Origin of the sequence: Mahella sp. (genome assembly GCF_020054945.1) — a bacterium.
Classification (GTDB): domain Bacteria; phylum Bacillota; class Clostridia; order Mahellales; family Mahellaceae; genus Mahella.
Map to the genome: position 1 here is coordinate 1 of NZ_JAIHAU010000039.1, position 19,077 is coordinate 19,077.

The window sequence follows — 19,077 nt, forward strand, 5'->3', positions numbered from 1 at the left end:
GGCAAAAATTGATCCAGCTCTTATTTGAGAAAAAATTTATTTTCGGTGTCCCTCTAAGCCCGATTTATTGCTCATCTTAAATTCATGCTTCACCCCTGATGGTATAATTTGCTCCTTCTCTGTTTTTATATCTATAGCGGTTGTACTAAGTTTTATATTCCTACTTCTTGCCGCTCTCTCTATCCCGTATAATATATTTGGCCAAAAAGTAGGTTCTCTAAAAAACTCCTCTCGGCACAATACTGTAACGTTATTGATCTCTCTGGTTATAACCCTTTTATAGCCCATTTTTATAGCAGTATCAATTATTTTCTTTCTCGTTTCATCACTGACGCCTTCGGCATTGCGCAATGCTTTAGATGCTGTATTTTTCGAAACTCCAACTGCCATTGCAATATCTTCCAATCTTATATTGCTCATTTTTATAACCTACTTATCACACTCAATTAACTTATATTTTTATGTTATCATAACCATTATATATTGTCAATAGTGATTTTCACATCCTATTATAATTTTCACATCCCCTGTTTTACAACAATTAAACAATAAAATTAGCTCTAGCGCCCGAGAAATCGGGCTTTTATTTTGTCAATGTTTACGAAAATATACGTTGTGTATCACCGCGTGAGCTGAAATTATGTATCTTAAGAAAGGTATACACTGACCCTATCGATCATTTTAAGCAGATTGCAAAGGAATGTAGCAAAAGTGAAGATAGCCAAAGGATACGGCATAGGCAAAACCCGCTAGCCAACTAAAGCGCTGGACCAGCGGGTTTTTTAACCGTGTTCACTGTAGTATAACGCGGTCATCGGAAAATTTCTCATGAGCGGCCTGTTCAAACATATCCAAGAGTTGCTCTATGGTGAGGGAACGTTTCTCGTCATCTTTTATATCCAATACTATAGAACCTCTGTCCATCATAATAAGTCTATTGCCCATCTTTATGGCATGCTCAAGATTATGCGTCACCATAAGCGTGGTTATATGTTGCTCGTTTATAATCCGTTCGGTGAGATCGTTTATAAGCCTTACCGTAGCGGGATCCAGCGCCGCCGTATGTTCGTCCAATAAAAGCAAGCGCGGGTTGCTCATCGTGGCTATGAGCAGTGTCATAGCCTGCCTCTGACCTCCCGACAGTAACTCAACTTTGGTAGAAAGGCGATCCTCCAAAGCAAGCCCGAGATAGGATAGCCTTTCCCTAAACATATCGCGCGTCTGCGGGTTTATGCCCCATCTTAGCGAATAATGATCGCTACGGGCATACGCTACGGCCATATTTTCTTCTATGGTCATTGACGGCGCAGTCCCCATCATAGGATCTTGAAATACTCTTCCTATAAAACGCGCCCTTTTATGCTCGGGTAATTTCGTTATATCATTGCCGTCCAAAAGCAGCTGTCCGCCGTCTACGGAGAATACCCCCGCTATAAGGTTTAGGAGCGTGGACTTGCCGGCTCCGTTGCTGCCTATGACCGATACAAAATCCCCTTCGTTAAGGGTAAAATTCAAATCGCTGAATACCACGTTCTCGTTAACAGTACCCTTGTTGAAAGCTTTTGAAACATTCTTTAATTCTAGCATCTAAATCCCTTCATGACGTTGAACTCACTTTTATAATCTTGCGTATCTGCGGAGTGGTTAAAGCGATAATGACCAATATCGTCGTCAACAGCTTAAGGTCGGTGGCGGCGAATCCCAAGCGCAAGGCTATGGCTATGCTCAAGCGATATATGAACGACCCCACAAGGGCCGACATAGTGGCATACCCTATGTTTCTTTCACCCATGATCATCTCTCCTATTATCACCGACGCCAAACCCGCCACTATAGTGCCTATGCCCATCCCCACATCGGCAAAGCCCTGATATTGAGCCACGAGGCCGCCGGATAACGCTACCAGACCATTAGACAGCGCCAGTCCGAATACCTTCATGGCGTCGGTATTTACGCCGAGCGCGCGCGCCATATTAGCATTGTTTCCCGTGGCGCGCAATGAAAAACCCAAACGCGTTTTTAATAAAGCATCCAATAACAGTTTTATTATCACTACCGCTATGGCAAAAGTCGTTATGGCTACCACGCCGTGGGGTACCCCGAGATTTTCCACCGATGTCAATACCGTGTCTATGTTGAGCAGCGATATATTCGACCTGCCCATAATCCTTAGGTTTATGGAATATAGAGCGGTCATGGTTAGTATGCCGGCTAAAAGGCCGGTTATATGCCCCTTAGTATTGAGTATCCCTGTTATTCCGCCGGCTGCCATACCCGCCAGCATAGATACGAACAACGCCAAAAATGGGTTGAACCCACCGGCCACCAGCACAGCCGTTACCGAGGCTCCCAGCGGAAAACTGCCTTCTACGGTAAGATCCGGGAAGTCGAGCACTTTAAATGTTATATATACGCCGAGAGCCATTATACCATACGATAAACCTTGTTCCAGCGATATGCTTAAAAGACCTATCAGCACCGAGAATATTGCTGTCATACTTACTCTATAACCTCATCCGCTTTGGATAAAAGCGCCTCCGGTATTGCAACGCCTATAGTCGAGGCCGCCTTTTTGTTTATGATGAGCGTAATGGTTTCAGCCGACTCTATGGGCAGATCAGCCGGTTTTTTGCCTCTTAATACCTCAACGGCTATCCGTCCGGTCTGCTTACCCAGCTCCTTATAGTCTATGCCCTTGGCAGCCAGCGCCCCGCCAACCACTTGGCCTTTTTCGGAACCTATAACCGGTACCTTATTATCGTTGGCGACTTTGACAACCGCCCCTATAGCTGAAACGATGGTATTATCGGTGGGCACATATATCGCATCCACGCGCCCCATGAGCGATTGAGTAGCCTGAGTTACCTCGCTGCTGTTGGTAACCGTAGCTTCGACTATATTTAGATCCATTTTGCTCGCCGCCTCTTTTGCTATATCTAACTGTACTTTGGAATTCACCTCACCGGAATTATACAAGAAACCAACGTTCTTAGCGTCGGGAAGCAAATCCTTAATAAGTTGCAACTGCTCTGCCACCGGATTCATATCAGTGGTGCCGGTTACATTGCCGCCCGGCTTATCAAGGCTCTTGGCCAGGCCGGCCACAACCGGATCGGTAACGGCGGTAATCAATATTGGAATGTCCTTGGTGGCATTGGCAGCCGCTTGAGCCGCCGGAGTGGCTATGGCCAATATCATATCCACCTTATCGCCGACGAATTTGCTGGCTATAGTCGATGCGTTAGGTATTTCACCCTGCGCATTTTGTAAATCCAGCTTTATATTCACACCATCTTCGTATCCGGCTTCCTTTAAAGCCTCTACAAATCCCTCGCGAGCTGCATCCAGCGCCGGATGCTCCACTAATTGGAGTATGCCTATGGTGATAACCTCGCCTGACCGCGTCGATGTCGTGCCGCCGCCGCTGCAAGCCGCAAGGGCTACAGCTACGATAAATACCAATATTAGTGATACAACCTTTTTAAACATAAAAAAACTCCCCTTTCATATTTTCGTTTCCCTATGCAATATATAGGGAAATGCAGTACATGGAAAGAGGATATCTCCCCTACCATGCTACCATACTACTTTTATTGAGATTATAACATATGGCAATCGTAAATACAATATCGATCGCCGAAAGCCAACCCCTTGTGAGGCTTCAAAACAAGGCTTTTTTTATTAAAAAGCAGCTGCAAAACTATGGTTGATTCAAACTTCAAATTATGATAAAATATTATCAAATATATTCAAAGAATGAAAGACAGGAGATACGATAGTATGTTAAAAAATGTTTTCTCATCTATGCATATAGGCACAATGGAAGTAGCCAATAGATTGGTTGTGCCGGCTATGGTAATGAATTTTTGTAATAGCGACGGTACCGCCACCGAGAAGTTTATAGCATATCATGAGGCAAAAGCAAAGGGAGGTTGGGAGCTCATAATCACCGAAGACTACGCCGTTGATCCCTGCGGCAAGGGTTTTCCCTGTATTCCGGGATTGTGGGATAACGCTCAAATAGAAAGCCATTCCGAATTGACCGAAAGGGTACACAAATATGGCAGCAAAATAGTAGCGCAGATATACCACGCCGGCAGACAAACAAACCATTTTATCACAGGTATGCAGCCGGTAGCCCCTTCACCGATACCATGCCCCGCTAATCAGGAAATACCACATGAGCTTACCATATCCGAAATCCATGATATCGTTAATAAATATGGCGATTGTGCGTTGAGAGCCAAAGAAGCAGGTTTTGATGGCGTTGAGGTACATGGAGCACATGGCTATCTGGTAGCTCAATTTATGTCTCCATATTCCAATAAACGAACTGATGAATATGGCGGCAGTCTTTTAAACAGAATGAGATTTCCTTTAGAAATCATATCCAATATAAGAGCTAAAGCGGGAAATGTTTTCCCCATAATATTCAGAATTTCAGGAGATGAGTTCGTTCCCGGCGGCAGGACCATAGAAGATACAAAAGCCATATCCGTATTGCTCGAACAGGCCGGAGTAAATGCTATCCATGTTTCTGCGGGCGTATACGCCAGTATGCAGACCATAATACCGCCGGCAGCAGTACGTCATGGTTGGATCACCGATTTCGCTGCCGATGTCAAGAAAGTGGTTTCTATACCGGTGATAACTGTCGGCAGAATCAATGATCCAATTATGGCTGAAACGATTATCGCGTCCGGCAAAGCTGATTTCGTAGCCATGGGCAGGGCCTCGCTTGCTGACCCGGAGCTTCCTAACAAAGCCGCTGCAGGAAGATTCGACGACATCAACTACTGCATAGGGTGTCTGCAAGGCTGTATAGGTAGTCTGAACAAGGGAAACCCTGGCGGTTGTTTAGTAAATCCTGTAACAGGCAGAGAATCTGAACTTATTATAGAGCCGGCTGAACAAAAGAAGAAGGTATTTGTAGCAGGAGGCGGCCCGGCAGGGATGGAAGCTGCCATGGTAGCAGCTCAGCGCGGCCATGAGGTTCATCTGTACGAGAAAAGCGATCGAGTAGGCGGGCAATATGCTATCGGGGCTATACCGCCCAATAAAGGCGAAATAGACATGTTTATTGTCTGGCAATATAATCAGCTTAAAAAGCATGGTGTGAATATACACTTTAATACCGAATTGACGGCGGATATTGTCGAGCAAGAAACGCCTGACGCAGTAATAGTGGCTACGGGGGGAGAACCTCTGATACCAAATATACCAGGCAAGGACAGACCCAATGTAGTTAATGCAAATGATGTATTATTGGGCAAAGTCAACGTTGGCCATAGGGTAATAGTGATAGGCGGCGGTATGGTGGGATCTGAAACAGCCGATCATTTGGCTAATCACGGCAAAGAAGTTATGATAGTCGAAATGCTGCCGGTAATCGCGAAGGATGAAGAAGCCGCGGTAAGATATTTCTTAATGAAAGATTTAAAACAAAATGACGTAAAGATATATGTCAATGCGCCGGTAAAAGAGATATTGGATGATGGCATCATATCTGAGATAGATGGGACAGAAACCAAAATAGGGCCGGCGGATACTATAGTATTAGCTATAGGAGCAAGATCTGTAAATACATTGACCAGGCAGCTCGAAGGGAAGGTTCCTCAGGTTATAGCCATAGGCGATGCGGTCAAAGTATGCAAGGCCTTGGAAGCCGTTGAGGCTGGTTACAGAGCGGGATTAGCGGTATAAGATAAGTATCTTTAATAAGTGATAAAAACGGTATTACGCTGAATTTTGTGGAATTTAACCGGTTTCATGAAATTCAGCGTAATACCAAAAAATTCTCCCATACCCTATTTACCTATTATGGTGATGTTTACCTCTTTATTTTTTTGGTTCTATTATGGATATAGCGCAATACTTCTCATCGAAATGCTGGCGAAGCCTCTCCTCGACATCTGAAATCCTTACTTCATCCAAAACTTTAGGATAATCGATTAAATTTATGTCTTTAAAGGCCGCTGCAATATATACCGATGCTATACTATCTATACGGTTTAAGCTCATTAGAAAATCCCCAAGCATTTTTCTTTTAACCCTGTCGAGGTCATTTACATTCAAGCCGCTCTGTTTATACTTATTTATAGCTTCCATTATCCTATCCTGCACCTTGAGCGGCTGCTGCGATTCGCCCCCCATAAGGCTGAAGCCGTAGTTTATTTCTCCGGTATAATCCTTCTCAAAAGTAGCATTGATAAGGCCATCTTCATACAGGCTCTGGTATGTATCAGAACTCTTGCCTATCAGCATATTCAGCAGTACACCGGTAACTATATCCTTTTTCATCAATTTATTGCCCGACATACCGATATCCGAATCCTTAAATCCGATATAAAACATCGGAATGGCGACCTCTAACTGCTGTGTGACCAACGCTTGCGCTACATCGGCAGGCTCATCAGGATATATACGTTTGACATCTCCGCGCTTGGGTATATTCTTGTCTGCAAAGCTTTGCTTTACTGTATCTATCGCTTGCTCTTTGTCTATATCGCCTATCATAAAAATAGCCATATTATTCGGATGATAAAACGTTTCATAGCATAGATAAAGCTGCTCTTTAGTGATGCCTGTTATGGATTCCACCGTACCGGCTATATCGTTTTTCACAGGGTAATTTTTATATAATGCGCCTAACAGATTAAAGTAAACGCGCCATGCCGGATTATCCTCATACATGCGTATCTCTTGAGCTATTATACCCTTTTCCTTCTCGACATTTTCATCAGTAAAGTAAGGCCGGTTTACAAAATCGAGCAGTAAGTTTAGGCAATCGTAAAATTTATTGGTAGATGAAAATAGATAAGCCGTCATGTTGAAATTGGTGAAGGCGTTAGCCTGTGCTCCTAAAGCCGAGAATCTTTCGAATATGCTACCGCCTTGTTCCTCAAACAGCTTATGTTCCAGAAAATGAGCTATACCGTAAGGGACTTCCACAGGTTCTCTATGCTTTCCGTCCAAAAATTTTATATCATTAGAACCGTAATTAGTGGCATAAATGGCAAATTGCTTGGTATAACCCGGTTTAGGCATTATATAAACTGTAAGGCCGTTATCCATCTTATATTTATATATTATTTCTTCTATAGCACTATTTTCTATGACAGTCATATTTTCTCGACCCCTTTCATCGCTTTGTTTGCCAGGAAATAAATAGTATCCAGATTTATCCGTTGCGCTATCTCTACTACTTGATCCATCTGTGCGGCATTTATGCTTTCTATGAGCTGATCTACAGTAGAATGCTTTTTTAATATAGCATTGCCCAGATAATAATCCGTCAATTGCTGAGGGCTATCCATTATAGAGCGTAAAGAAGTGGCCAGCGCTTTTTTGGAAAAATCCAACTCCTGCGATGATATAGCGCCTCTTTTCATTTCATCCAATTGCTCAAGCATGATATCCAGAGCTTTTTTATAGTTCTCTATCTCTATGCCCGAGCTTATTATCATCAAACCTTTATATTTTTCTAATCTTGCGTAAGCATAATAAGCCAGGCTGGCCTTTTCTCTGACATTAAGAAACAGCTTGGACTGAGGCCCCCCGCCCAATATGCTGGCATAGAGCATCAGAACAGGGTAGGCAGTATCATCCGGAGCGGTATCGGTTCTTAAGCCAAGCGATAGTTTGCCCTGTAAAACATCCATGCGTTCTATTACCTCTTTGGGTTCTGTTATCGCTTTTTTAATGATCTCTTTGGGTATTTTCTTAACAGTCCCTCTTGGCCAATTAAAGATAGCCTCGGTCTTATCGCGTATGGCATCGGGTTCTACATCGCCTAATATAAATATATCAACCGGGCTACCGGCCAACACATCTTTATAATGCTCATAAAGGTTATCGCCATTTATACCAGCCAGAGCATCAGTACTGCCGTATACATATGTGGCAAAGGGTTCGCCTTTGCACATTTCCTGTATGCAACGCTCGACCGCGTATTGAGCCTTATCGTTTATTAACCCTTCTATCATGTCCTTAAGGTTCTGTTTTTCTTGCTCCACGTAATCCTGATTAAAGCCTTGGTCTACGGTCAACGGCTTCGATATTATATCATTTAAGAAGGATAATCCCTTATCTATCAAAGTATCATCCCCTGTATATTTGGGATGCACAATATCCAGTCTGAAACCTATAATTTGCCGCTCGCCTTTTTTCAATACATCGGCATCGAAATCCGCACCGTATATGTCTTCTAAGAAGCGCTCTATCTGTATCGTATCATTAAAGCTCTGACAGCCGCGTTTCATGACACGAGGCAATAGGGCATTGAACGTTGCTGTCTCTTTATTTAACGCTCTATGAAAGAAAATATTAAAGTGAACGGTTTTAAATTTTTTAGTGCTTATGATATGCAAATCGATGCCGTTATCCAATTTATAGTCATATGTAGATATATCCATATATATGCTCCTTTAATTATTATATAGGGGAATAAGCCTGGCGGCCCAGGCTTATTGCGTATTTACTTCAGGGGTTATGCGATTTATTATCTCATTTATCTCTTTCGCAAAGCCGCTGAGCGGTTTACCTCTGGCTATATCGCTCATCATAATCCTTATCCTATCGAAAAGATCCGGATCAGCCGTTATAACGACGTTATCGATGGCTTTATCGGCCGCTTTGACAGTCGTTTCGATATTTTTCTTCACTTGATCAGAAAGTTTGCCTTCCGTAGTCCCCTCAATAGTAACCCCTATAAGAGCGGTATTGCCGGTTATAACCACTGCCGCTTTTTCTACCTCAGACATAGCCGCTACCCTATCTGCTATACGCTGCGAACGCGCTATCATATCGTTCGCACCAGTATCCGGCGTGGCAGGCGGCGTTACGGTTCTGGGAGGAGTGGCCGTCCTCGGCGCCGGTGGTTGAGGAGCAGGAGCCGGCCTTCGCGTCGGTGTACAACCGACCACAGCAAAAGCCAGTATCAGCAAACAGATCAATAAAGCAATCGAACCATGCCTTATATCTTTTTTCAAGATTATCGCCTCCTTCAATAATAGTGTTTGACAAGAAGGCGCTTTTTATTAAATGCAACTTATCCTTACTTTATTAAATCATAGCATGATTGTAAATCATTATCATCAGCATTATTTATAACATTTTTTAGCTGCACAACGGTACTGTTATCCACGTCGCCTGTTTGGCCGAGTATCCTGCTGCATACCGCCCGGCTGGCATAAGATTGTTTATTATCACTTACAAAAGATATTATCTCGTGAGCCATTTTATCTTTTTCCACAAGCATTCCTCCGTTATTATAGATTCTTTATAATAGTATCTATGATATGACCCAACTTAATTCATGCCGATTCTCTAACAGAGAATCCTTGTTTGGCCAATATATCGCCCAGGCTGAAATATGTCGTTCCAACATAGGCAATTAAATCCAATTTACTAAAATCAACTTTATGATTCGCTACTATATCTTCTCGCACATCGACAGCTACCACCTCGGCTACGAACATATCATGCGAGCCCAGGTTGAGCATATGCTTAACCCGGCATTCTATATTCACAGGGCTGGCTTTTATAATAGGGACGTTTACTTTGGATGCTTCGGCTTTCTCTATATTCAAATGCTCGAACTTATCCTCATGGCGGCCGCTGCGAGAACCACAGTAATCCATCATCTCCAGCAATTCTCTAGTGGGCAGGTTTATAACAAATTCACCTGTTTCTTTGACCATATGACTGGAAAATCGGCCCGGCCGAATGGATACAGATACCATTGGCGGCTCTGAACATACCGTACCTACCCATGCCAATGTTATTATATTATCATTTGCTGCTTTATCTCTGCATGATACCATAACGGCCGGTAATGGATATAATGCCGTGTCCGGTTCCAATACTATTTTATCCATTTTTCTACCTCCTATGCGGTTTGAAACCATTATATGCCAAATCTGATATTTTGTCAAATAAAATAAAGGAGATGAAATCGATCATCTCCTTAGTGGTGGGGTTAACAGGACTCGAACCTGTGACCTCCACGATGTGAGCGTGGCGCTCTAACCGCCTGAGCCATAACCCCTTGCATTGACTATTATAATATATAATCGCCAACAGTGCAAGTGATTTTTTGCCGTATCACCACATATTCCAATGCAGTACTTCATCCAATGGCCTACGTTTACGTTTTGGGGTCATATGCATTGGATCCGGATAGCCCAATGCTATTATTAGCATGGGACGATAATCATCGGGTATATCGAATAATCGCCTCAATAACGCATCATTTATATCACCTATCCAGCATGTGCCCAATCCATGATCCAAAGCCGCCAGCAATATATTTTCAGCGGCTGCAGCCGCATCCTGAGATGAATGAAGATTCGGGCTGGGCAATGCCGGTATTTGCTGCAATGGATCAAAATGTGAACATACTATAATAGCCGCAGATGCCGTAGGTAAAAATTTAGCATATGTGGAGTTAACAGCTATCTCATTCATCTTATCTTTGTTTTTTGTTACAATAAAAGACCACGGTTGTCTATTATGCGCGGAGGGTGCTTGGCAACCGGCTTTTATCAATTCTTTTATAATATCATCGTCGATATCTTTGTCCAGATAATACCTTATGCTTTGCCTGCTCATTATAGCATCTATAATCGTCACCTTTTATATACTCACCGATTCTATAAATGTGCGTGCCAACTCAGTCACACTGTCGTATTTGTCTTGATAGATCATTTGTCTATTGACAAGTTCTCCACCTATGCCCAATCCGACGGCACCGGCCTGGATAAAGCTATACGCGTTATCTATATTTATACCGCCTACAGCTATAAATGGCACATCATTGAATGGCCCGAGCAACTGCTTCACATAGCTAGGACCCAACGTTGCTGCCGGAAAAAGTTTTATTAGGTCGGCACCGCTTTGCATTGCAGTCGCTATCTCAGTTGGCGTCATAGCCCCCGGCAACACCGCTTTGCCCATCGCTTTGGCTAAATCTATAATCCTTTTATCGGTGTGAGGACACACTATGAACTGTGCTCCTGCCGATATAGCATCATAAGCCGCCTGCGGTGTCATGACAGTGCCTGCCCCTATCATTATATCGGAACCCCATCGCTGTACCATATTCTTTATCATGTCAATGGCGCCGGGCGTATTCATGGTAATTTCCATAATCGATATACCCCCCTTTAGAAGAGCTTCTATGGTTCGCTCTATGTGGGCATCATCGATACCGCGTATAATGGCTATAATGCGTTCATTCTTTATATTGCCGACTACTTCTTCAGCATTCATTTTTTCTGCTCCTATTAATATATTTTGATTCCTTATTTACTTTATAATATTATAGCAAAAAGTTGCATCAACAAAAACTATAAAAAAATTAAGCCACAGACATTGCCCGTCAGGCACTATCTGCAGCTTACATGTTCACCTAATCGTTGAAGTACTTTACTATAGCGTTATATATGCCTACAGCCGAATTATGCTGTACTATCGGATTCATCAATAAAGTCCTGTCATCGGTATTATTCAAGAAACCCAGCTCTATAAGAGAAGATACAACGTTGGCTTCCCTCAATACGGCAAAGTTTTCCGGCGAAGGATATTTAAGGTTTTTGGATAGTCCATTGGCTTTAGGCACTTCCTCAAGCAACGTTTGGGCTAGTCTATACCGTTCTGCAGTGTTATAGCCGTTATAGTAGGTCGATGTGTTGTGAGCCATATAGTATACCTGAGCGCCTCTAGCATTGCCGGAAACAGCATTCGTGCTGTTGCCGTGTATGGAAACGAATATAATATTATCCTGGTATTTTTTCTCTATGTCGAATATCTTGATCATGTCGGCTTTGCTAGGATAGCCTGTCTTGCTATTATTACCCTGGTTATTATTCAAAACCCACGTAAAACTGGCAATATATCTGTCAATATCGTCCAGATATTCCTCTTTATCGGATATCTTCTTGAGCTCAGCATTTACCTCATCCAAGGATTCATTCAACTCCGCTATTTTTTTATCTTCTATATCGTTTATCTCGGCTCTTATAGCGTCCCGATGAGCAGTCAATGCAGTTTCTACATCGCTGTCATTTGAGTCGGGCCTATATTCTTCGTCCAGCGCTGCTATAGCATCTCTATATTGTTGTTCCTTGCTAGCATCGCTTTTAGCATCTTGCCAATCCTTCCATGCGCTTATGGCGACATTGATCTTATATGCTTGAGCATCCAGATAAGATATCTCATCTTGCAAGGCCTGTTTCTGTTGTTCCAAAGACTGCTTTTGTGCGGTCAATTCAGCCAACGTTTCCTGCAAACCGACGAGTTCCTGTTCTACCGCTTTTTTCTCCTGCTCCAATATATATTTATTAACCATCGCGGTCCGGTCATATAGCTCTACTGTTACGTCAGCAGTCCGCGTAGGTATAACGGTGGCCCCGGCTTGGCGCAGAAGCTCTACTGTTTTATTAGCCACAGCCAGATTCAGGTCTTTTTCCTTATAACCCGCATTTGTCGTACCGGGATCACTGCCACCGTGACCGGCATCGATAAATACTACTTTACCACTTAATGTGCCAGGTTCTGGCGTTGGCATAGGTACCGGTGTCGGTGTGGGTACAGGCGGCGTCGGCGCTGGTGCTGGTGCTGGCGCGGGTGCCGGTGTCGGTGCAGGCGGCGTCGGGCTTGTACTGCTTACCACCAGGTATTGTCCGCTGACATAGCCTGTTATGCTGCCATACTTTATCTGGTACCAGCTGCCGCTCTTACCCAATACTTCTACTTTGGTACCGTTTTTTAGACTGCCCACCACTTTATACTGGGTACCGGCCCCGCTGCGTACATTCAGTGTCGTGCTAACCTTCACCGTACCGGTCTGTGTGCTGCCTCGCGATGGCGTCGGCGGAGGCGTAGGGCTTGTACTGCTTACCACCAGGTATTGTCCGCTGACATAGCCCGTTATGCTGCCATACTTTATCTGATACCAGCTGCCGCTCTTGCCCAATACTTCTACTTTGGTGCCATTCTTCAAGCTGCCTACCACTTTGTACTGAGTACCGGCTCCGCTGCGTACATTAAGCGTCGAACTTACCTTAACCGTACCGGTCTGTGCAGTCGGTGTCGGCGCAGGTGCAGGCGACGGTGTTGGTGCAGGTACAGGCGGCGGTGTTGGCGCAGGTACAGGCTTTGGGCTTGTACTGCTTACCACCAGGTATTGTCCGCTTACATAGCCTGTTATGCTGCCATACTTTATCCTGTACCAGCTGCCGCTCTTGCCCAATACTTCTACTTTGGTGCCATTCTTCAAGCTGCCTACCACTTTGTACTGGGTACCAGCTCCGCTGCGTACATTTAGCGTCGTATTTACCTTCACCGTACCGGTCTGTGCGCTGCCTCGCGATGGCGTCGGTTGTGCGGTACTAATAGCTTTCGCCACTGAATTATGTAGGTATGCTGTGGTTCCATTATATTGTATCTTGAAAAAGCTGCCTACGGTATCTATATAAGTGAATCTTTGTCCCCTCGTAGCCTTTCCTATGATGCTGCTGTTCAACGAAGCCGCAGACCTGATATTTGCTCTCGAACCTGGCGATACCGTTACTTCGACAGTGCCATTAGCCGCTTTAGCCGATTCTATACCGAGCGTAACCGCGGCTAGCATAGCGATAGCTATTATTGCCGCCCAAAAAAACAACCTGCTTTTCAATATGATCTTATCCTCTGTCAATTTCTCACCCCCTTCGTATATATTAGACCATCATATTATCTATAACATATCTTAAGAGATTTGGCAATAAGGCTATGGTATCATAAGTCGGCAAAAAGTGAAACAAACGCCAGTATATCTACTTTTTTCGCCATAATCCTCTCTCATGCTATGGAAGACTGTATACTCAAATATTCATTCTTTACATTATTAGGCATTTTGAGCATTTATGGTATATGCACTATAATTGTAAAGAGCGTATAAAAAATATAGTTAAATGGCTTTTATCGTACGATACGATGGATCAGGCCCTATTTTGAGCATACAAGCGGCTTTGTATATGGGCTTGGATTTGTTACAATTGTGTTACAAATGTTAAATAAATATTTCAGATCCTAAAATAATGGATTTATGGAAAGGGGTTTTGTATTGAGGTTTTCTAATAAGAGATTGATATCAGCTACGCTAGCCCTTATGTTTTTGTTCTTCTTTATATTTTCAGGAGGCTATACATATGCCGCTTCCACAACACTAAAGGTGGGTAGCAGCGGCAGTGAAGTATCCCAGCTGCAAACGGCATTGAAACAGCAAGGTTATTTTTATGCCAATGTCACAGGGTACTACGGCTCCTTAACGCGCGATGCCGTAATCCGTTTCCAAAAGGATCGCGGCCTTGCAATGGACGGCATAGCCGGAGCGCAAACGCTTAACGCATTGTACAAATCGTCATCCTCCCTACTGAAGGTGGGGAACAGTGGCAGTCAGGTATCCCAGCTGCAAACGGCATTGAAACAGCAAGGTTATTTTTATGCCAATGTCACAGGGTACTATGGCTCCTTAACGCGCGATGCCGTAATCCGTTTCCAAAAGGATCGCGGCCTTGCAGTGGACGGCATAGCCGGAGCGCAAACGCTTAACGCATTGTACAACTCATCCTCTGCTGCCAGCAGGGATGCTGCCGGAAATTATCGAGAGGACATATACTGGCTGGCCCGTATCATAGAAGCAGAGGCCGGAGCCGAACCATATCCAGGTAAGGTAGCGGTAGGCAACGTCATAATGAACCGCGTAAAATCCCCCAACTTTGCGAATACCGTCAAGGCAGTTATATTCGAAGACTATCATGGCATACCGCAATTTAGTCCTGTAACCGATGGGACCATATATAATACGCCGTCAACAGCCAGCAATCAAGCAGCACAAGAAGCTTATAACGGAGCAAGACCCGTAGGCAGCGCATTGTACTTCTTCAACCCGGCTAAGGCCGAAGGCGGGTGGATAGTGCAAAACAGACAATATATAGCCACCATAGGCAACCACAGTTTCTATAATTAATAATACACCTCCACCAGATATAACCCATGCGGGCTGGCAGTTTTGCCAGCCCTTTTTCTGTCACGGGCTTCCAGTATAAACTTTGCATCGCAAGCGGTAAGCTTGCCTATGCCTACATCTATAAGTGTACCGACCATTATCCTCACCATATTATACAGAAAGCCGTCGCCTGATATTGATACGCTTATCATTTTGTCCTCGTTTTGTATGCTTATATCCCATATACTCCTTACCGTATCGCGCACCGCACTACCGCTGGCTTGAAACGAAGAAAAATCATGTGTACCCACAAGATATTGAGCCGCCCTTCTCATAGCGTCTGCGTCCAAAGGTCTTGCCACATGAAGGCTGAAGTTTCTTAATAGTGCCGAACTGTAAGGAGCATTCCAGATGATATAGCGGTATAATTTACCCTTTGCATCAAAGCGGGCGTGAAATGACGGCGGCACGTCCTGCACATCGACAACCCTTATATCCTCCGGCAAAACGGCATTCAGAGCATAAAGCCAGCGATCTGTCGGTATATTGCTTTCAGTCTTAAAATTGGCCACTTGCCCTGATGCATGCACGCCTCTATCGGTCCTTCCGGCTGCTATAACGGCACTATGTTTTCCTGTAAGCCTTTCTATGGCCTCTTCTACAACCTGCTGTATTGTCAAGGCGTTTTTTTGATACTGCCATCCGGCATATGCTGTGCCATCATACTGCAATATCAGCTTTATATTTCGTTCCATTAGATAACACTTATTATAATAATGGCGGCTGTAAATATAGCCGCGCCATAATCCAGCCTTGAAAACTTTAACATCTTAAACTTGGTGCGCCCCTTGCTTATAAACAATGGCACCAGCAGCGGCACCATGCTCTTTGCCTTATCCAGTATATTGCCGGTATCGAAATCAGCCCCCCGCGCCATCTGAGCTTTCATAATCCTGTCGGTTTCTTCTAGCAATGTCGGAATAAAGCGCAAGGCAATGGTCATCATCATGGCCAATTCTCCTACCGGAAAATTGATGGCTTGAAGAGGGCCCATCAGCCGCTCTATACCATCGGTCAATTGAACCGGCGATGTGGTCAATGTTAAAACAGAGGCGCCCACTATAAGAAACACCAGGCGCAGTGCTATTAATATGGCTTGGTTAAGACCGGCTTGGGTTACTTCAAGCGGTCCGATATTAAACAATACCGGTCCGCCTTTGGTGAAAAATATATTTATAACCAATGTAAGCACAATTATAGGCCACAATGGCTTTATACCCTTAAAATAATAGCGTACTGATATGCCTGAAAGCATTATCACTGTACAAATATATATAGCAGGAAATATATAATGCCATATCTCGTTTAATACAAATACCCATATTATAAAGGCCAGCGTCAATATGAGCTTGCTTCTGGGGTCCAGCCGATGTATGACAGAGTTGCCGGGAAAGTATTGACCTATAGTTATATCATTGAACAAGCGCTTTACCTCCCCAAACCTTTAATATCTCATCGACGGCCTGCTCCAAAGAAAATATGCTGATATTTACATCCTTGCCCCGTTTCGCCAATAGCTGCATGAGTTCGGTTATCTGCGGCAATCCCAGCCCCATACCTTTCAGCATATCACCTTCTGAAAATACCTCCTCGGGTTTGCCCATAATAGCCAATCGGCCTTTGTTCATGACCATTATGCGATCAGCAAGCCTGGACACATCTTCCATGCTATGAGAAACCATTATTATGGTGATGCCGTTTTTTGTCTGCAATTCCTTGAGCATGGTCAGCAGTGCCTCTCTGCCCACAGGATCCAAACCCGCCGTAGGTTCATCCAGTATAAGTATCTCGGGATTCATGGCCAGCACACCTGCTAGTGCCACGCGCCTGCGCTGTCCGCCGCTCAATTCAAAAGGCGAACGTTCCTTTAATTCATCATAATCCAGCCCAACCAGTTCCATAGCATGGCGTACCGTCTCATCCAAGCGCTGATCTGGTATACCCATGTTTATAGGGCCGAAGGCTATATCCTTATAGATAGTTTCCTCGAATAACTGCTGTTCAGGATATTGAAACACCAGACCAACCTTGTGCCTTATATCTTTGATTTTAGTGCTTTTATCGGATAAATCCATACCATCTATAATCACGCTGCCGGATGTGGGCTTAAGGAGACCGTTAAGATGCTGAATGAGAGTGGATTTGCCTGAGCCGGTATGCCCTATGAGCCCTATAAATTCCCCTGCTGATATCTCAAAGCTTACATCCGAAATCGCTATCGACTCAAACGGCGTGCCTTGCATGTATATATGCGTCAAATGTTTTACTACAATAGACATAAAGCCTCAGCCATCTCCTCTACCGTTAGGATATCGGGCGGAATATTCAGACCATGAGCTCTTAAGTTTATGGCCAGCTCGGTCATGGCAGGAATGTCTAATCCGGCTTGTTTTATGTCATTTATCCGAGTAAATATTTTTTTGGGCACATCATCCATTATAATGTGCCCATAGTCCATAACCAGTATCCTATCAGCTTGGACAGCTTCTTCCATAAAATGCGTAATAAGGATGACGGTAATACCTTCATCCTCATTAAGGTGCTTTATAGTAGCCATTACCTCCTGGCGCCCCGTTGGATCCAGCATGGCAGTGGGCTCGTCCAATACTATGCATTTGGGATGCATGGCTATTATACCGGCTATGGCCACGCGCTGTTTTTGCCCGCCTGAAAGCATATGTGGGGCAAATTGCGCATATTCGGCCATGTCCACCAGCTCCAGCGCATCATGCACTCGTCTGACTATTTCATCGTGTGGTATTCCCAAATTTTCAGGGCCAAAGGCCACATCCTCTTCGACTATAGTGGCTATAAGCTGGTTATCCGGATTCTGGAATACCATACCGGCTGTTTGCCTGATAGCCCACAGCACTTGATCGTCCTTCGTATTCATTCCGTCTACCATGACATCACCGCGGCTCGGTTTAAATAAAGCATTTATATGCCTGGCAAACGTCGATTTGCCCGAACCATTGCGCCCTATGACGGCTACAAATTCCCCATGCCCTATACTGACATTTATATTATCCAATGCCTCGGCGCTTTTTCCTTCTTCTCCCGGATAAATGAAACTCACATCGTTGAATTCAACGATAGCATCTCTCATCGTTATACCAACTCTATTATAACCATATCAGAAGCATCGCCTCGGCGTTTGCCGACTTTCAGTATCCTGACGTATCCGCCATTTCTGTCGGCATACCGCGGCGCTATCTCATTGAACAATTTTTCCACCACAGGATGGTTTACCTGCCTTAATCTCTCTTTATATTCGGATTTTGTTTCGTCTGGTTTTTTAGAATCTTTCATGTCATATATATATGACATGATCTGCCTTCGGGCATGCAAACGCGAAGGCGCATCATTTTTCACATGTATGGTCACCGTTTGTTGTTTTTCATTATTAACCTGTTTATCTACCTCGATCACATTATTTGCTTCTTTTTTAGCCAGCGTTATAAGCTTTTCAGCTATTTTTCGTATCTCTTTGGCCCGGGCTTCAGTGGTTTGGATCTTGCCATACCACAAAAGCTCGGTCACGAGATTGCGCAATGTCGCTTTGCGCTCATCGCTGGGTTTGCTTAATTTTCTATAAGCGCTCATCTCCAGCCTCCTCACTTTCTTTTAGACTCAAGCCCAATGCATTTAGCTTTTGTATAACCTCATCCAACGATTTTCTACCAAGATTTCTAACCTTCATCATTTCATCTTCGGTCTTTTCTGTTAATTCTTGTACAGTATTTATGCCTGCTCTTTTCAGGCAGTTATATGAACGTACCGAAAGATCCAATTCTTCTATGGTCATGTCCAATGCATGCTCGCGTTTTTCTTCGATCTTTTCTTCCGGAACTTCGATATTCTCTATATATTCGCTCATATTCGCAAATAACACGAGATGCTCATCTAAAATCTTAGCTGCAAGGCTGATGGCTTCATCCGGCTCTATGGCACCGTTAGTCCATACCTCCAACGTTAATTTATCGTAGTCGGTTATCTGACCAATCCTGGTATTCTCTACTGTATAG

At 44.0% G+C, this 19,077-nt stretch carries 20 protein-coding genes and 1 tRNA gene; 2 read left to right on the forward strand and 19 right to left on the reverse strand.

Annotated elements, in window-relative coordinates:
• Nucleotides 1-36: 36 nt before the first annotated feature.
• The 4 genes from JG770_RS07985 to JG770_RS08000 all read right to left on the reverse strand — a co-directional run bounded on the left by JG770_RS07985 (nt 37) and on the right by JG770_RS08000 (nt 3,489).
• Nucleotides 37-405, reverse strand: a complete 369-nt coding sequence (locus JG770_RS07985; RefSeq protein WP_291957483.1) for a LacI family DNA-binding transcriptional regulator — start codon at nt 403-405, stop codon at nt 37-39.
• Between the two features lie 387 nt (nt 406-792).
• A complete protein-coding gene (locus JG770_RS07990; protein WP_291957486.1) occupies nt 793-1,587 on the reverse strand; it encodes an ATP-binding cassette domain-containing protein in 795 nt (264 codons plus the stop codon).
• Nucleotides 1,588-1,597: 10 nt separating this feature from the next.
• Nucleotides 1,598-2,497 carry an ABC transporter permease gene (locus JG770_RS07995; RefSeq protein ID WP_291957489.1) on the reverse strand — a complete coding sequence of 300 codons (900 nt, stop codon included), beginning with the start codon at nt 2,495-2,497 and terminating at the stop codon, nt 1,598-1,600.
• 2 nt (nt 2,498-2,499) lie between these two features.
• Nucleotides 2,500-3,489 (reverse strand): ABC transporter substrate-binding protein, encoded by a 990-nt coding sequence (locus JG770_RS08000; RefSeq protein ID WP_291957492.1) that lies wholly within the window; start codon nt 3,487-3,489, stop codon nt 2,500-2,502.
• Nucleotides 3,490-3,780: 291 nt separating this feature from the next.
• Here JG770_RS08000 and JG770_RS08005 point away from each other — a divergent pair, with 291 nt between their 5' ends.
• Nucleotides 3,781-5,703: an FAD-dependent oxidoreductase gene (locus JG770_RS08005; RefSeq protein WP_291957495.1), complete on the forward strand. Its 1,923-nt coding sequence runs from the start codon at nt 3,781-3,783 to the stop codon at nt 5,701-5,703.
• A gap of 135 nt (nt 5,704-5,838) precedes the next feature.
• Here the strand turns inward: JG770_RS08005 and JG770_RS08010 are convergent, their stop codons facing one another.
• From JG770_RS08010 to JG770_RS08050, 9 genes are all read right to left on the reverse strand, one after another.
• Nucleotides 5,839-7,125 carry a pitrilysin family protein gene (locus JG770_RS08010; protein ID WP_291957497.1) on the reverse strand — a complete coding sequence of 429 codons (1,287 nt, stop codon included), beginning with the start codon at nt 7,123-7,125 and terminating at the stop codon, nt 5,839-5,841.
• Nucleotides 7,122-8,414 (reverse strand): pitrilysin family protein, encoded by a 1,293-nt coding sequence (locus tag JG770_RS08015; protein WP_291957500.1) that lies wholly within the window; start codon nt 8,412-8,414, stop codon nt 7,122-7,124. The genes JG770_RS08010 and JG770_RS08015 overlap by 4 nt, the downstream gene beginning before the upstream one ends.
• A gap of 51 nt (nt 8,415-8,465) precedes the next feature.
• Entirely contained in the window at nt 8,466-8,990 is a 525-nt protein-coding gene (locus tag JG770_RS08020) for a YhcN/YlaJ family sporulation lipoprotein (protein ID WP_291957502.1), read from the reverse strand.
• Nucleotides 8,991-9,055: 65 nt separating this feature from the next.
• Nucleotides 9,056-9,253, reverse strand: coding sequence for a hypothetical protein (locus tag JG770_RS08025; RefSeq protein ID WP_291957505.1), 198 nt, complete (start codon nt 9,251-9,253; stop codon nt 9,056-9,058).
• A 61-nt stretch (nt 9,254-9,314) separates the two neighbouring features.
• Nucleotides 9,315-9,878 carry a flavin reductase family protein gene (locus JG770_RS08030; protein ID WP_291957507.1) on the reverse strand — a complete coding sequence of 188 codons (564 nt, stop codon included), beginning with the start codon at nt 9,876-9,878 and terminating at the stop codon, nt 9,315-9,317.
• Nucleotides 9,879-9,971: 93 nt separating this feature from the next.
• Nucleotides 9,972-10,048: transfer RNA gene (locus JG770_RS08035), tRNA-Val, on the reverse strand.
• Between the two features lie 56 nt (nt 10,049-10,104).
• A complete protein-coding gene (locus JG770_RS08040; protein WP_291957509.1) occupies nt 10,105-10,632 on the reverse strand; it encodes a nitroreductase family protein in 528 nt (175 codons plus the stop codon).
• A gap of 3 nt (nt 10,633-10,635) precedes the next feature.
• Nucleotides 10,636-11,271, reverse strand: a complete 636-nt coding sequence (locus JG770_RS08045; protein WP_291957511.1) for a bifunctional 4-hydroxy-2-oxoglutarate aldolase/2-dehydro-3-deoxy-phosphogluconate aldolase — start codon at nt 11,269-11,271, stop codon at nt 10,636-10,638.
• 139 nt (nt 11,272-11,410) lie between these two features.
• A complete protein-coding gene (locus JG770_RS08050; RefSeq protein ID WP_291957514.1) occupies nt 11,411-13,699 on the reverse strand; it encodes an SH3 domain-containing protein in 2,289 nt (762 codons plus the stop codon).
• 408 nt (nt 13,700-14,107) lie between these two features.
• Between JG770_RS08050 and JG770_RS08055 the strand changes: the two genes are divergently transcribed.
• Nucleotides 14,108-15,013: a peptidoglycan-binding protein gene (locus JG770_RS08055; protein ID WP_291957516.1), complete on the forward strand. Its 906-nt coding sequence runs from the start codon at nt 14,108-14,110 to the stop codon at nt 15,011-15,013.
• Here the strand turns inward: JG770_RS08055 and truA are convergent.
• From truA to JG770_RS08085, 6 genes are all read right to left on the reverse strand, one after another.
• Complete coding sequence (gene truA / locus JG770_RS08060; RefSeq protein WP_291957518.1) at nt 15,010-15,747, reverse strand: tRNA pseudouridine(38-40) synthase TruA; 738 nt, start codon at nt 15,745-15,747, stop codon at nt 15,010-15,012. The genes JG770_RS08055 and truA overlap by 4 nt on opposite strands.
• Nucleotides 15,747-16,475, reverse strand: coding sequence for an energy-coupling factor transporter transmembrane component T (locus JG770_RS08065; protein WP_291957521.1), 729 nt, complete (start codon nt 16,473-16,475; stop codon nt 15,747-15,749). The genes truA and JG770_RS08065 overlap by 1 nt, the downstream gene beginning before the upstream one ends.
• A complete protein-coding gene (locus JG770_RS08070) occupies nt 16,465-17,331 on the reverse strand; it encodes an energy-coupling factor transporter ATPase (RefSeq protein WP_291957523.1) in 867 nt (288 codons plus the stop codon). Before JG770_RS08070 ends, JG770_RS08065 begins: the two co-directional genes overlap by 11 nt.
• Complete coding sequence (locus JG770_RS08075) at nt 17,319-18,158, reverse strand: energy-coupling factor transporter ATPase (RefSeq protein ID WP_291957526.1); 840 nt, start codon at nt 18,156-18,158, stop codon at nt 17,319-17,321. The genes JG770_RS08070 and JG770_RS08075 overlap by 13 nt, the downstream gene beginning before the upstream one ends.
• 2 nt (nt 18,159-18,160) lie before the next feature.
• Nucleotides 18,161-18,655, reverse strand: coding sequence for a bL17 family ribosomal protein (locus tag JG770_RS08080; protein ID WP_291957529.1), 495 nt, complete (start codon nt 18,653-18,655; stop codon nt 18,161-18,163).
• A partial coding sequence (locus JG770_RS08085) for a DNA-directed RNA polymerase subunit alpha C-terminal domain-containing protein (protein WP_291957532.1) occupies nt 18,642-19,077 on the reverse strand: 436 nt, incomplete at its 5' end. The genes JG770_RS08080 and JG770_RS08085, both read right to left, overlap by 14 nt.

Coding starts and splice junctions, on each gene's coding strand:
- JG770_RS07990 (WP_291957486.1), bottom strand. CDS start 1,587: ATGCTAGAATTAAAGAATGTTTCAAAAGCTTTCAACAAGGGTACTGTT.
- JG770_RS07995 (WP_291957489.1), bottom strand. CDS start 2,497: ATGACAGCAATATTCTCGGTGCTGATAGGTCTTTTAAGCATATCGCTG.
- JG770_RS08000 (WP_291957492.1), bottom strand. CDS start 3,489: ATGTTTAAAAAGGTTGTATCACTAATATTGGTATTTATCGTAGCTGTA.
- JG770_RS08005 (WP_291957495.1), top strand. CDS start 3,781: ATGTTAAAAAATGTTTTCTCATCTATGCATATAGGCACAATGGAAGTA.
- JG770_RS08010 (WP_291957497.1), bottom strand. CDS start 7,125: ATGACTGTCATAGAAAATAGTGCTATAGAAGAAATAATATATAAATAT.
- JG770_RS08015 (WP_291957500.1), bottom strand. CDS start 8,414: ATGGATATATCTACATATGACTATAAATTGGATAACGGCATCGATTTG.
- JG770_RS08030 (WP_291957507.1), bottom strand. CDS start 9,878: ATGGATAAAATAGTATTGGAACCGGACACGGCATTATATCCATTACCG.
- JG770_RS08045 (WP_291957511.1), bottom strand. CDS start 11,271: ATGAATGCTGAAGAAGTAGTCGGCAATATAAAGAATGAACGCATTATA.
- truA (WP_291957518.1), bottom strand. CDS start 15,747: ATGGAACGAAATATAAAGCTGATATTGCAGTATGATGGCACAGCATAT.
- JG770_RS08070 (WP_291957523.1), bottom strand. CDS start 17,331: ATGTCTATTGTAGTAAAACATTTGACGCATATATACATGCAAGGCACG.
- JG770_RS08075 (WP_291957526.1), bottom strand. CDS start 18,158: ATGAGAGATGCTATCGTTGAATTCAACGATGTGAGTTTCATTTATCCG.
- JG770_RS08080 (WP_291957529.1), bottom strand. CDS start 18,655: ATGAGCGCTTATAGAAAATTAAGCAAACCCAGCGATGAGCGCAAAGCG.